Origin of the sequence: Shewanella aquimarina, from assembly GCF_023349185.1 — a bacterium.
GTDB lineage: Bacteria > Pseudomonadota > Gammaproteobacteria > Enterobacterales > Shewanellaceae > Shewanella > Shewanella aquimarina.
Map to the genome: position 1 here is coordinate 124,631 of NZ_JAKIKY010000004.1, position 12,767 is coordinate 137,397.

A 12,767-nucleotide genomic window follows, 5' to 3' on the forward strand; every position below is an offset into this window, starting at 1 on the left:
AAATAAGCCAGTCGTTAGACTGGCTTATTAATCGAATCACATTTGCGCTAGCTGGATGTGATTTATGCTTCTTCTAAGTTACCGCAGAAACGATAGCCTTCGCCGTGGATGGTAGCGATGATCTCAGGCGTATCTGGCAAGCTTTCGAAGTGCTTACGGATGCGACGAATGGTCACGTCCACAGTACGGTCGTGTGGCTTAAGCTCACGGCCTGTCATCTTCATCAGCAGATCGGCACGGGTCAGGATCTTGCCTGGGTTCTCAACGAAGTGCAGCATGGCGCGGAACTCACTGCGGGGCAGCTTGTACGACTCGCCCTGTGGACTTACCAGTGAACGGCTGTTGATCTCTAGGCTCCAACCGTTGAAGCGGTAGAATTCTACGGCGCTCTTCTCTTCGGTTTCGCCGCCGGTGCTGTTGACGCGAGTCAGCAGGTTACGTGCACGGATAGTCAGTTCGCGTGGGTTAAATGGCTTGGTGATATAGTCATCGGCACCAATTTCCAGACCCAAGATCTTGTCAACTTCGTTGTCACGGCCGGTAAGGAAGATAAGGCCGATGTTGTTGATTTCACGAAGTTCACGCGCAAGCAGTAGACCATTCTTACCTGGTAGGTTGATATCCATTACCACAAGATTGATCTTGTTTTCCTGCATGGCTTTATGCATCTCTGCGCCGTCATTGGCTTCAGTTACCACATATCCTTCAGCCTCGAAAATACTTCTTAGCGTGTTCCGGGTAACGGCTTCATCTTCAACGATCAGAATGTGCGGGTTTTGCATATTTATTTACCTAATATTTGTTTAAAACTGTTCTAACCATGAGCGCTAGTTGGTGCTGCTGCGCCCTATCTGTCTTCGCGACAATTACCGAACTCACGTAGTGCTTTTATCAAACCCAATTGGTACAGCAACACACTTCATGATTAGTAAAGTATACGTATCTCTTTCAAAAGACACGCGAACTGTTACTCACTTCGATTAACAATAGTTGGGAATAGTTCCGTTAACTATCTAATATTTTCAAGTTTAAATGCTAAATCAGCCTAAGCTCACATTTTATACAGGAAATTGACTAACTTTTGATGACCTTGTAGTCGACAAGATGTAACAAAAAGTATTTCATCGTGAGATGAGTGGAAGTGAATCAACGAACTTATTGTACTCGTTTTAGTCATTTGTTAACAAATGAAATGTTAACAAAATTCCTTTGAGATTTGATGTAAATCACATTTGTGCGCATAAGGTTCTGATTTTAATGGTATTAATAAAATTTAATAAAGTGACCTGTCTCACACCTCTAGGAAGGCGGAGGAATTTTGCTATAATCGACGGAATCTAATTTAGGAATATTTTAGTGATGAGTAAAGCAAGCGAACACCTTTGGCAATGCTATCAGCAAACGCAGTTCTTACTTACACAACCTTTCTCCCCTTCGTTATCATTTGCAATCATTACCGCTCATAATCCTAAAGGCCAACACCTTTCTCCCTCGCAAAACCGTCTCCTCGACAAACAGCTTCAACGTCATATTCAACGTCTCCAATATCCCTATCGTGCCCTGATCGGTGCCTCCAGTGACAGAGGCCATATGGAGAAGAGCTGGGCCGTGTCTATCGATAAGGCCGCAGCCGTAGATCTTGGCAAGGTGTTTAATCAAAACGCCATCTATTTTGTCGATGAGGACGAGCTGCAACTGGTGCCTTGTCTGGTGGAGTATGACGAGCTCACCCTGGGCAAGTTTTCTGCCCGGGTCTGTCTGGTCAGCGAGCTGCCCGACATCAGCCGCTAGCAGGCGGGGAACTTGAGAGGCTTTCATCAAGACAAGCTAAAATATCGTTGACTTTTTATTCTGTTATTTGATAGTTTTCTTGCATCCTGACCTTAAGGTTAGTGATACAGAAGAGGAGCGTTAACTAGGTAGTAAGCCCGAGGAGTCCAAACTCCGTTGACGGTTTATGAGGGAGATTAACGCCGAGGTAAAGAGATGTTTGGTTTCATCTATTTATCGGTCGACTGGGCTGAATCCCATCGATTGTCACCTGTTTTTTGGTGGAGAGCTTCTGGTGGCAATCGCTGTTTCCCGTCTTGGGGTGCGTCATCTTTGCACCAGGCTCTTCGAACGAAGTAAGTTCGGAGCGTATTCAATGTTATCTATTTCTTTCGTGTCATCGTCAGCTACTTGGGTTGAGGTGCGCTAATGTCTATTGTTGTTGCTAAGTTTGGTGGTACCTCGGTTGCCGATTATGAGGCGATGAACCGCTGCGCCGATATCGTATTGGCCAATCCTGAACCCCGCGTGGTGGTCGTTAGCGCCTCGAGCGGTGTGACCAATCTCCTGGTGGAGCTAACTCAGGAGCATGTGGGCTTTGAGCGTCGTCAGCAGCTGCTCAAGGCGATCGCCTCGATTCAATATAAGATCCTCGACGAGTTGGGTCAGCCCCATGATGTGGCCGCCCGCCTCGATGCCATCTTAAGTAAGATTGCCAGCCTGAGCGAGTCGCTCTCCCAAAACCGTAATAAGGAGACTACAGACGAACTGCTTGCCCAGGGTGAGCAGTGTTCATCAGTCTTGTTTGCTGCTGTGCTGAGAGAGAAGGGCGAGCGGGCGAGCGCCTTCGATGTGCGTCAGGTGATGCGTACCGACAGTCATTTCGGCCGTGCCGAGCCGCAGATCGAAGCGGTGAAGCAGCTTTGCACAGAGCATCTGCTACCACTGCTTAGTGAGCAGCGTATCGTGACCCAAGGTTTTATCGGCGCCGATGAACAGGGGGCCACCACTACGTTAGGCCGTGGGGGTAGCGATTATTCGGCGGCCCTGCTTGCCGAGGCGCTGGATGCGTCTGCGGTTGAGATCTGGACGGATGTGCCGGGGATCTTCAGCACAGATCCACGCCTAGCGCCGAATGCGCGCCCTATCCCTGAGATAAGTTTTAACGAGGCGGCCGAGATGGCCACCTTCGGTGCCAAGGTGCTGCACCCGGCAACCATTTTGCCGGCGGTCAGACACAAGATTCAGGTGTTTGTTGGCTCCAGTAAGGCCCCTGAGCTCGGTGGCACCTGGATACGTCATCAGGTGAATGACGAGCCCATCTATCGCGCCGTGGTGGTGCGACGCGACCAGACGCTACTTAACCTGCACAGCTTGCAGATGCTGCACGCCCAAGGCTTCCTGGCCGAGACCTTTGCCACCCTGGCGCGCCACAAGATCAGTGTGGACTTAATCACCACCTCAGAGGTGAACGTCTCTCTGACGCTAGATAAGACGGGTTCAGATTCGGCCGGAAACAGCCTGCTGAGCGAGGCCTTGTTGCAGGAGCTGTCGCAGCATTGCCGGGTGCGGGTCGAAGATGGCCTGGCGCTGGTGGCGATAGTGGGTAACAAGATTGCCACCACGCCGGGTGTATGTCGCCGCGTGTTCGAGGTGTTAGAGCCCCACAATGTGCGCATGATCTGTCAGGGCGCAAGTCCACACAACTTATGTGTCCTGGTGGCCGAGTCTGAGGCGGCTCAGGTCGTCAGCGCCCTACATCAAAACTTATTCGAAGGGGCGCTATGAAGCTGGGTCGTTCCACGCTAAAGATTGGCGAGCTCGCCACTGGCCAAGATCTCGAGCTGAACCTGTTTGAGTTTGCCCCTGAGGTGCTGACCGGGCCGAGTGTCTATATTCAGGCCAACGTCCACGGCGCCGAGGTGCAGGGTAATGCGGTGATCTATCAGCTGATGCAGGCGCTCGAAGGCTGCGAGCTGCGCGGCAAGATCACCCTGGTGCCTCTGGCTAATCCTCTGGGAATTAATCAAAAGAGTGGCGAGTTTACCCTGGGCCGGTTCGATCCCATTACCGGGGTGAACTGGAACCGTGAATATCTCGACCATAAGTTGGATATTGCTAGCTGGTATCAGGGCCATAAACACCTGAATGATGCCGAGCTGATCGCCCATTTCAGGGCCTTGCTGGTTGAGCGTTGCTATAGCCGTCTGCATGAGCCCTGGGGGATCACTACGGGCCATCGTCTGGCGGTGAGCCTGCAGCAGATGGGCCATGAGGCGGATATCGTGCTGGATCTGCATACCGGCCCTAAGTCGTGCAAGCACCTCTATTGCCCCGAGTATGACCAAGATGCCGCCAAGTACTTCTCTATTCCCTATACCCTGCTGATCCCCAACGAGTTTGGCGGGGCCATGGATGAGTCTATCTTCTGTCCCTGGTGGCAGCTGAGTGAATATCTGGCCACTCAGGCGCGAGAGATTGAGGTGCCCGTATCGGCCTTTACCTTGGAGCTTGGTAGTCAAGAGAATGTCGACCTGGCGGATGCCTTGGTGGATGCTGAAGGGATACTGGCCTATCTCAGCCTGCGCGGCGTGATAGGTGAGCGCATTTCGCCCTCGGGCATGCCACGCTATGCCTGCCACCTGAAAGACTATAAGAAGTATCATGCGCCACTGGGTGGTTTGGTGGAGTATAAGGCGAAGGTTGGGCAGCCTCTTTTGGCCGGTGAACCGCTCGCCAACATCCTGCGTGTCGACAGATATGGCCAGGAGGATGCGATAGTGCCTCTGAGTCTGCCTGTAGACTGCGTGCCAGTACTGCATTTTGCCTCGGCATCTGTCAACCAAGGCACGGAACTCTACAAGGTGATGACCAAGGTGTTTCCGCTTTAGTTATAGGCTTGGTTAAGACTTAGCGTGTTAGCGTAGAGTTTGGTCTAATCGCCCGAAGCGTTACCAATAAAAAAGGGAGCCAAATGGCTCCCTTTTTCTGTTCATGCTAGATGCTTACTTGCGACGACGTAGCGCTGCAAATGGTAGCATCAGTAGTGCGAACCAACCCAGTGAACCACCACCTGAAGATTTCTCTTCCTTGGCGTTAACTGTGATTGTTGCAGTACCTGCTGCACTCTCTAGCTCACCATCGCTGGCGACAACAGAGAAAGTCAGGGTGTTGTTACCCGCTGGAGCAGTGAACTTAATTTCTGCACCGCCGTTGTTAAAGGTAACAGGTGTACCTGCAGTCTGTGTCCAAGTGTAGGTTAGCTTGTCACCATCAACGTCTTTACCGTTAGCCTTAGCGGTAACCACGAAGCCTTCGGTACTTGTCATACCGCTAGGCGCGACAGTTGGCGCATCGTTGATGTTGTTCACCATCACGTTGACAGTAGTCGCTGCGTTCAGGTTGCCTTCGGCATCCTTAGAGGTGTAGGTGAATGAGTCTTTACCGAAGAAGTCATCTTCTGGTGTGTAGGTAATAGAACCATCTTTATCTACAGTTACTTCACCATGCTCAGGCTCATCAACCAGTGTCGCTTCACCTAGGGCTCCAGCAGGCGCAACATCGATAATGCGCTGCGCATTAGCCGTCATGCCGTCACCAGTTATAGAGACGCGAGCCACTTTTTGGCTAACAGTGTCGTTTTCTAACACGTTTGCTTCCAAGGTCGCTTCTTCGTCAACTGAGAAGTTGTCTGTTTGACCTGGGTTGAAGCTAGTTGGTGTTGCCAGATAGTCGATCTCTACGCTGCCTGAAGAGGTTGCTTGAAGTGCAACATAGTCGTCAGAAGTAACAGTGCCACCTTGTCCATTGTAGTGGAAGGTTGTACCTACGCTACCGCTGATGTTCTCTGCACCGATAGTGACATTGCTAGGCATGTTAGGGATGTCTAGGTAGTTGAACCAAATATCTTCTACGTCACCAGTTTGAATCCACAGGCTGAAGCTGTACTTGTTACCAGAATCGTCTGCATAGAGCTGGGCATCTTTCCATTCGACAACGATCCACTTCTTGTCGCCAGCAGCAACAACGCTGATACCTAGCTGTCCGCCACCAGTGTCACCAACAGTGCCATCGCTCAGGTCGTAGTCACTCCAGAACGGTGCCAAGATGTTGTTTGGATTCGCGCTATCTGGTAGTTCCTTGTTGTTCCAAGTGCCAGAAGCTGAACCGCCACCAACGATAGCGATACCGTTGTCAGAGATGGTTAGCTGGGTGTAAGTTGCACCGTTGTATTTGAACTCAGGCAGGTTGAAGGTGAATGACTTCTCATCGCAACCATCAGTACAAGCTGGAACATAAGCCAGGTCTAGGTCGAAGATACTTGGCGCTGCGCCAGTACCTTTAGCCGATTTGATCTCTGGAAGATCCAGTCTACCTACCCAAGTGATACGACCAAGTGCTTCATCAACTTCAAAACCGTTTTGCGTTGCACCATTTAGTGTCACCTCAACATCATCGGCAGAAGTGAGCTTAGTGCCTTCTGGTGCCATAGCGGTAACAGTCACAGTGTTCTCAAACACAGTGTTGTTTACAACGGCTTTGATTGGCATATCCTCAGCGGCTGTTAGATCCGCCTTGGTCGCCATGGTAGAGATCAGTGAATCATCACTAGATTCTTTCGCCAAGATGGCAACAGGTAGGTGAGCATCTTGGTGAGAAGCACTCTTGATCATTACGTTACCGAAGATCCAAGCACCGTATTCGCTGAAGGTTGAATCAACAGTCACAGTGAAGGTTGCTGATTCGCCAGCTTCCAGTTCCAGTGATGAAGGCGATACGCTGATACCTGCGCTGTCAGAAGAAGCTGAAAGCTCCCAAGAGGTCTTCTCGTCGCTCTTGTTGTATACGGTACGAGTGAAAGTACAAGGACCGACACAAGAGTCAGAAGCGATTGAAGGCTTGTCGAAGGTCAGAACTGCTTTAGCCGCAGCATCTAAATCCATGCGACCCGCGCCCATTGCAAATGGATCGGCTGGTGTGGCTGCATCATCATCAAGCACGCCATCCATATGAGCGGTAGAGGTTAGAGCAGTCTTGATGTCGTTAGCAGACCAATCAGGGTGTAGCTGGCTCATCAAGGCTGCAGCACCTGCAACATGTGGGCTCGCCATACTTGTACCTGACATAGTGGTAAAGTCAGTGCCATCTTCATCAGGAGAGGTTGCAGACAGGATAGAGGTACCTGGCGCTGCAAGATCTGGCTTCAGAATGTTTTGGTTACCGTTAGGACCACGAGAGCTAGACTGGTTCAGGATATCGGCAAACTTGCTGTTAACGATACGAGTAACTTCGGCAGCAATCGTACCTGTGGTGTCATCACCTAGGCCTTCAAGAATTGCAGCACCATCAGCGTCAGAGACCATCACTGCTGGCAGTGTTGAATCTGGCATATACATAGTGATTGGAGCACCTGGTACGCTGTTGTAAACGATCATAGCTTTCGCGCCAGCAGCTTCTGCATTTTCAGCCTTAGTCGCGAATGAGCATGAACCACGAGAGATAAGCGCGATACCGTCTTTGAAAGAGTCGGCAGCAAATGGCGTACAGCCAATAGTGTTCTCTGCATCAATATTAGCTGCAGCGATAATTTGTCCAGAGATATCGCTTTCTAGCAGACCATTGTTACCTTCAAGAGCTAGAATTTCTTCCCCATCCACGGTTAGCGTGTTAGCGAAGAAACGACCTGTTGTGGTGTTGGCTACGGTAATGCCAGATTCGATACAGGCTGGACAACCGATAGTTTGAGGGCCGTTACCGTCGTTACCCGCAGCGGTAACAACCACTACGCCAGCGGCTTCAGCGGCTTCATACATCGCCTTGTATGGGCTGTTGGCTGGGTCGCCACCGGCGCCACCACCCCAAGAGTTGTTGATTACATCTGCACCATCGTTTACCGCGTGCTCCATCGCTTCCATCAGCATGATGTTAGAGCCACTGCCACGAGCGCAGTCAGTCTTAGTGAATAGGGCCTTGTAAACCATCAGGTAGGCAGCAGGTGCAACGCCTGACAGTTCAACTTCAACACCTTCATAGGTAGTGGTGATCTTGTTACCTACAGAAGTACCGGCAACGTGAGAGCCGTGACCACCGTAACCCAGTGGGCTCATGTGCTCTTCGGCACACACTTCAAAAGTAGGTTGTGACCAACGGGCAACGATTAGTTTGTCGTTACAGAAGCTTGCATCTACTGTCGAACAGTAGTCGTCGCTTGGCATTCCTTCGGCTGGTTTTGTGAAACCTTCGCCAGCAAACATTGGGTTTTCTGGGCGAATACCTGTATCAATTACCGCTACACGAATGTCTTTACCAGCGTTTTCCATACCAGAAACCGCTTCCCACATCGCCGCTGAGTTGATGACGTCGTGAGATGAGTCCATGTTAGCTTCGTACATGGTCTCTGGGTACACAGACTTAACGTTTGGCATGGCCGCTAGCTGCTCGATGCTTAGACCTTGACCAACGATAGTCACACCGTTAAATAGGGTCTTGAAGCTTTGCTCGACTTTGGCGTTAGGCACTTTCTTCGCCAGTTCACTCACAAATTGTGACTGCTCTTTGGCGAGGAAGCTGGCATAGCTTTGAGCTGGTGCAGACTGTACGTTAACCTTTTGGCCTTTCTTAGGGGCTGTAGCTGCCATTGACTCAATGCCGCCTTGGTATTTAGCGACGGCTGGAGAGTTTAGTTCAATTATGAAGCGCTGGGGAGCCACTTGTGAAGGCTGAGAAGCTGCTGGCTTCTTGTAGCTATCGGCAGAAGTGATTTCCGGTGCGTAGGGATTTGCGGTGTACTGGTTGCTGGCAACAGCCGCACTCGAGATCAGCGCCGCTGAAATGGCTAGAGATAATTTAGTTTTCACAACTTCTTCCTTGTCAAATAGAAGTGTTTTCAGACACAAAACACTATTGGTATTGCTGTAACTTTGGTTACTAATCTTTTCTTATTTTGTTGCCGCCATGTTGACGGCTTGTTCTTTTTAACACAAAAGATTACCAAAGTTAAAGCTGGTAGAAGAAAAAGTTGTAAGCGGTTTTTTTATAGTAGTATTCGCTAAGCCTGTAAGCCGCAACGGTACTGACTTAAGGCTTCACCGCGCGGCTGATTGGATTTTGTAAACTTATGAGTGTCTCGGTGGACTGGATCTCATCGATCGACTGGATGCGGTTGATCAGTACATGTTGCAGGCCATCGATCGACTGGCACATCACCTTGACGAAGATGCTGTAGTTGCCTGTGGTGTAATAGGCCTCGGTGACCTCTTCTAAGGCGTTGAGCTTGGCGATGGCGGCAGGATAGTCTCCGGCGCTCTTGAGGTTGATGCCGATAAAGCAGCAGACATCATAGCCTAAGGCCTTGGGGTTGACCGTGATCTGGGCGCCCGTGATGATGCCAGCCTGCTTCATCTTCTCTACCCGCACATGTATGGTTCCAGCACTCACGCCGAAGCGTTTAGCCAGTTCGGCAAAGGGGGTGCGTGCCTCCTCCATGAGCGCCGAGAGGATCTGGTTGTCGAGTTGGTCTCGTTGAAATGAACTATCCATTGCCATATACCGTTTTGAATCAATATTATGAGGTAATTTACGGCATTGGTTAGCAAACTGCTAACCTTTTAGCGAGTTAAGTAGATTTTATCGCAAAATTTCTCTGTGAATGACGGGCCTATTGCTGCTCGGTGACATCTACAAAAGGAATAGGTGTGCTAAAGGTCATAGGCTGCTTGCTGTAGGGATGGGTCAGGCTCAGTGACTGGGCATGCAGTAGCAGACGCGGTGCCAGACGCTTAGCCAGAGGATCGGCGTAGAAGTTATCGCCCAAAATGGGATGCCCAATGGCCATCATGTGAACACGCAGCTGATGAGAACGCCCCGTTATCGGGGTGAGTTTAACCAGGGTCGAGCGCTTGGCGCGGCTGACGACCTCAAACAGCGTCTTAGATGCCTTACCGATTTGATGATCCACCTTCTGTTTCGGGCGGTTGGGCCAGTCGCAGATCAGCGGATAGTCGACGCTACCTTGCTCAGCCTTCAGATGACCGGCGACCCGGGCGTAGTAGATCTTATGGGTCTCGCGATCGCGAAACTGGCGCTTAAGTTCCCGCTCGGCGCTGCGTCTGAGCGCCACCACGATAACGCCTGAAGTCGCCATATCCAGGCGGTGAACGATCTGGGCGTTGGGGTGGTCGCGTAAGACACGGGTGTAGACGCTGTCATGATAGGCGGGGTCGCGTCCCGGCACCGACAAGAGGCCAGAGGGCTTATTGACCACCAGAATATCTTTATCCTCATGGAGGATCTCGAGCCAGGGCTCGGTAGGCGGCGCATACACAAAATCAGTCATAGCAAACCTTGGGGGTTAAATCGGGCTGCAAAGATACCCCTAGGGCGCGGGCGGCGCAAGTATTGTGGACGAAACCTATGTGGTTTAGACGGGTGTATCGGTAGAGCTTGGGGCTAAAAGCTGTGGCCATTGACATGCATGATGGCAAAGGTCCAGACCACGAACGCCAGGCTGAGGTGGATAAAGGCGTAAATGCTCTGATCCAACCGCTCGATCCCCTTGGCCTGCCAGATCAACTTGCCATGCAGTAAGATATTGAGGGGAAACAGCATAAACAGCGGGTAGAAGGCGATGGCGCTGTCGTCGCCGAACAGGGCGCGTGACAGGATTGACCATAACACCATGAAGGCGGTGACCAATGGTGGCGCGGCGAGCCGGTACTGTTCGGGATAGGGAAACATCTATCGTCCTTAACGCTGTGAGATCCTAGTTAGCCGGTTTACGGCCAATATATTGCGCCTTGAAGCAGGGCGTCTCTTCACAGCCTACATTACCTTCGAAAGCGTGCAAAGTCTCCCAGCCACAAAAGCGCTGCGATAATTCGCCTTCGGCCAGCAGGAAGTTGGGGTTCTTGGGTCTGCCCACCTCGGCCTGCTTCTCTATGAAGGTCTCGTAGATGATGAGACCGCCGGGCTTGATGCTCGCTTTGATGAGCTCAAACAGCGAGCGGTGCAGGTAGTTGAACACCAGGACTATGTCATATCGCGACTCGGGGAGTCGTGGCTCGCCGCTTTCCAAGTCGAGCGCTAAGGCCTGACACTGCTTAGGTACAGCTGCTAGCCTGCCAAGGTCTCTGTCGATAAAGGTGACATGGGCGCCATGGGCGGCCAGCCAGAGGCCGTTACGCCCTGTGCCGCAGGCAAGGTCGAGTACCTGGGGATGGCTATCGAGCCCGAGAATCTGGTTGCATTGAGTCAGCAGCGGGGCGGCTTCAGCCCTTAATCTCTTTTCGTCCATCGAGGCGTCGTCCATGTATTACCGAGAAATGTCTGAGCCCAGCGGGGCCGTGGGAGACGATCACCGACAGCAAGACGATGGCGATCAGCAGTTCGGGCTTGTAGTCGGCGAGGGGAATAAACAGTGCAAGTAGACAGAGTTTTACCAGGGTCAGCACGCCTTTTAGTTGGATCAGCCAGCGCCAGTCTCTGACCACTTCCCATAGCATCAGCAAACTACCTGTGCTCATGGCCAAGATCCAGTAATTGCACCACAGGCTTTTATCCACCCCGAGTAAGATGCCGCCACCGGCACCTGTGATACCTAAGATGTGCAGGGCGCGCAGGCTGGTCTTGCTCAGGCGTTGCAGCCAAAACTGTTTCTCGGAAATCGGCTTATGCTTTTGACTCATGGGGCGAAAGAAGGCTGAAAATTTGCGCCAGCTTAGCAGGAAATTCACATAAAACACATTGGCGGCTCACAAAGTTAACTATTTCGTGATCTAAGGGCGATTTATCTTTGCTAAGGCACATGTTTCCTTGGCTATAATGGAGCCAAGACAGGCAGAGGCTTTGTGATACTAGGGTGACAAATCTCTGCTTAATGTTGAACCACTTTTAGGTAGCTAAGATGAGAATAGGTTTTTTTAGTGCTAAGCACTATGACATGGAACATTTCAACCGCACCAACCAGGCCTTTGGCGCTCAGATTGAGTATTTCGATTATCGTCTGTGTATGCAGTCGGTCAAGCTGGCCTATGGTTTTGAGGTGATTTGCGCCTTCGTTAACGATTCGCTATGTGAAGAGGTGTTGGTAGAGCTAGCTAAAAATGGCACTAAGATCATTGCGATGCGCTGCGCCGGATTTAATAACGTGGACCTCGAGGCGGCCAAACGCCTGGGGATCAGGGTGGTAAACGTTCCCGCCTATTCGCCCGAGTCGGTGGCCGAGCATACGGTGGCCCTGATGTTGACCCTTAACCGTAAGGTACATAAGGCTTACCAACGTACCCGTGATGCCAACTTTTCCCTTGAGGGGCTGGTGGGCTTCAATATGTATGGCCGCACCGTCGGGGTGATTGGCACGGGCAAGATTGGGGTGGCGACCATTAAGATTCTCCTTGGTTTCGGTTGTAAGGTCGTGGTTTACGATCCTTACCCCAACCAGGCGGTGTTAGATATGGGCATCGAATACCTGTCACTGGATGAGCTTTATGCCGTGAGCGACATCATCAGTCTGCATTGTCCGCTAACCAAAGAGAATCATCACCTGCTCAACAAGGCGAGCTTCGACAAGATGAAGTCTGGGGTCATGGTGATCAACACCAGCCGTGGCGGCCTGCTAAATGCCTTCGATGCCATGGAGGCGCTCAAGACCGGACAGATAGGTTCCCTCGGGCTAGACGTGTACGAGAATGAGAAAGAGCTCTTCTTCGAGGATAAGTCGAACCAGATCATCCAGGACGATGTGTTCAGACGTCTGTCGGCCTGCCACAACGTGATCTTTACCGGTCACCAGGCCTTCCTCACCGAGGAGGCGCTCGGCGCCATTGCTCACACTAGCTTGACCAATGTGCGTCAGCTGCTCGATGGCGAAGAGTGCCCGAACCAGCTATTTTAACTTCTTTCACTTCTACTTCTTTCACTTCTTTAGTTTCGTCAGCCGGGTTTCACCTGACAAGGGGAGCCCAGGCTGATAACTTAGGGATAAGTTTATTGGCCTGAGG

General features: G+C 51.3%; 11 protein-coding genes and 1 riboswitch. Of the genes, 4 read left to right on the top strand and 7 right to left on the bottom strand.

The genetic code is table 11. The features are described 5' to 3' along the window. Window positions 1-62 precede the first annotated feature (62 nt). Window positions 63-782, bottom strand: a complete 720-nt coding sequence (gene arcA, locus L2731_RS06670) for a two-component system response regulator ArcA (protein WP_011864583.1) — start codon at window positions 780-782, stop codon at window positions 63-65. Window positions 783-1,359: 577 nt separating this feature from the next. Between arcA and L2731_RS06675 the strand changes: the two genes are divergently transcribed. The 3 genes from L2731_RS06675 (at window position 1,360) to L2731_RS06685 (ending at window position 4,661) form a co-directional block, all read left to right on the top strand. Then, the gene (locus L2731_RS06675) at window positions 1,360-1,791 is read left to right on the top strand and encodes a DUF3293 domain-containing protein (protein WP_249252370.1); all 432 of its coding nucleotides are present in this window, start codon (window positions 1,360-1,362) and stop codon (window positions 1,789-1,791) included. A gap of 102 nt (window positions 1,792-1,893) precedes the next feature. After that, a riboswitch (Lysine riboswitch) is annotated at window positions 1,894-2,070 on the top strand. 129 nt (window positions 2,071-2,199) lie between these two features. After that, window positions 2,200-3,558, top strand: coding sequence for a lysine-sensitive aspartokinase 3 (gene lysC / locus L2731_RS06680; RefSeq protein ID WP_249252371.1), 1,359 nt, complete (start codon window positions 2,200-2,202; stop codon window positions 3,556-3,558). Continuing rightward, complete coding sequence (locus L2731_RS06685; RefSeq protein ID WP_249252372.1) at window positions 3,555-4,661, top strand: succinylglutamate desuccinylase/aspartoacylase family protein; 1,107 nt, start codon at window positions 3,555-3,557, stop codon at window positions 4,659-4,661. Before lysC ends, L2731_RS06685 begins: the two co-directional genes overlap by 4 nt. Window positions 4,662-4,775: 114 nt before the next feature. Here L2731_RS06685 and L2731_RS06690 read toward each other — a convergent pair whose 3' ends face one another. The 6 genes from L2731_RS06690 to L2731_RS06715 all read right to left on the bottom strand — a co-directional run bounded on the left by L2731_RS06690 (window position 4,776) and on the right by L2731_RS06715 (window position 11,453). Continuing rightward, the gene (locus L2731_RS06690) at window positions 4,776-8,627 is read right to left on the bottom strand and encodes a S8 family serine peptidase (protein WP_239849656.1); all 3,852 of its coding nucleotides are present in this window, start codon (window positions 8,625-8,627) and stop codon (window positions 4,776-4,778) included. 220 nt (window positions 8,628-8,847) lie between these two features. Then, on the bottom strand, window positions 8,848-9,309 hold the full coding sequence (asnC, locus tag L2731_RS06695) for a transcriptional regulator AsnC (RefSeq protein WP_011864588.1): 462 nt from the start codon (window positions 9,307-9,309) through the stop codon (window positions 8,848-8,850). 118 nt (window positions 9,310-9,427) lie between these two features. Next, window positions 9,428-10,105, bottom strand: coding sequence for a bifunctional tRNA pseudouridine(32) synthase/23S rRNA pseudouridine(746) synthase RluA (gene rluA, locus L2731_RS06700; RefSeq protein ID WP_249252373.1), 678 nt, complete (start codon window positions 10,103-10,105; stop codon window positions 9,428-9,430). 113 nt (window positions 10,106-10,218) lie between these two features. Continuing rightward, a complete protein-coding gene (locus tag L2731_RS06705) occupies window positions 10,219-10,506 on the bottom strand; it encodes a hypothetical protein (protein WP_249252374.1) in 288 nt (95 codons plus the stop codon). A gap of 25 nt (window positions 10,507-10,531) precedes the next feature. Further along, a complete protein-coding gene (locus L2731_RS06710) occupies window positions 10,532-11,062 on the bottom strand; it encodes a class I SAM-dependent methyltransferase (RefSeq protein WP_249252375.1) in 531 nt (176 codons plus the stop codon). Continuing rightward, window positions 11,037-11,453 carry a hypothetical protein gene (locus L2731_RS06715; protein WP_249252495.1) on the bottom strand — a complete coding sequence of 139 codons (417 nt, stop codon included), beginning with the start codon at window positions 11,451-11,453 and terminating at the stop codon, window positions 11,037-11,039. The genes L2731_RS06710 and L2731_RS06715 overlap by 26 nt, the downstream gene beginning before the upstream one ends. A 218-nt stretch (window positions 11,454-11,671) precedes the next feature. Between L2731_RS06715 and L2731_RS06720 the strand changes: the two genes are divergently transcribed. Next, the gene (locus L2731_RS06720) at window positions 11,672-12,661 is read left to right on the top strand and encodes a 2-hydroxyacid dehydrogenase (RefSeq protein WP_249252376.1); all 990 of its coding nucleotides are present in this window, start codon (window positions 11,672-11,674) and stop codon (window positions 12,659-12,661) included. Window positions 12,662-12,767: the final 106 nt, after the last annotated feature.

Excerpts from the sequence above, each read along its gene's own strand:
- L2731_RS06720 (WP_249252376.1), top strand. The coding sequence starts at position 11,672 with ATGAGAATAGGTTTTTTTAGTGCTAAGCACTATGACATGGAACATTTC.
- L2731_RS06710 (WP_249252375.1), bottom strand. The coding sequence starts at position 11,062 with ATGGACGAAAAGAGATTAAGGGCTGAAGCCGCCCCGCTGCTGACTCAA.
- L2731_RS06685 (WP_249252372.1), top strand. The coding sequence starts at position 3,555 with ATGAAGCTGGGTCGTTCCACGCTAAAGATTGGCGAGCTCGCCACTGGC.
- L2731_RS06705 (WP_249252374.1), bottom strand. The coding sequence starts at position 10,506 with ATGTTTCCCTATCCCGAACAGTACCGGCTCGCCGCGCCACCATTGGTC.
- rluA (WP_249252373.1), bottom strand. The coding sequence starts at position 10,105 with ATGACTGATTTTGTGTATGCGCCGCCTACCGAGCCCTGGCTCGAGATC.
- L2731_RS06675 (WP_249252370.1), top strand. The coding sequence starts at position 1,360 with ATGAGTAAAGCAAGCGAACACCTTTGGCAATGCTATCAGCAAACGCAG.
- arcA (WP_011864583.1), bottom strand. The coding sequence starts at position 782 with ATGCAAAACCCGCACATTCTGATCGTTGAAGATGAAGCCGTTACCCGG.
- lysC (WP_249252371.1), top strand. The coding sequence starts at position 2,200 with ATGTCTATTGTTGTTGCTAAGTTTGGTGGTACCTCGGTTGCCGATTAT.
- asnC (WP_011864588.1), bottom strand. The coding sequence starts at position 9,309 with ATGGATAGTTCATTTCAACGAGACCAACTCGACAACCAGATCCTCTCG.
- L2731_RS06715 (WP_249252495.1), bottom strand. The coding sequence starts at position 11,453 with ATGAGTCAAAAGCATAAGCCGATTTCCGAGAAACAGTTTTGGCTGCAA.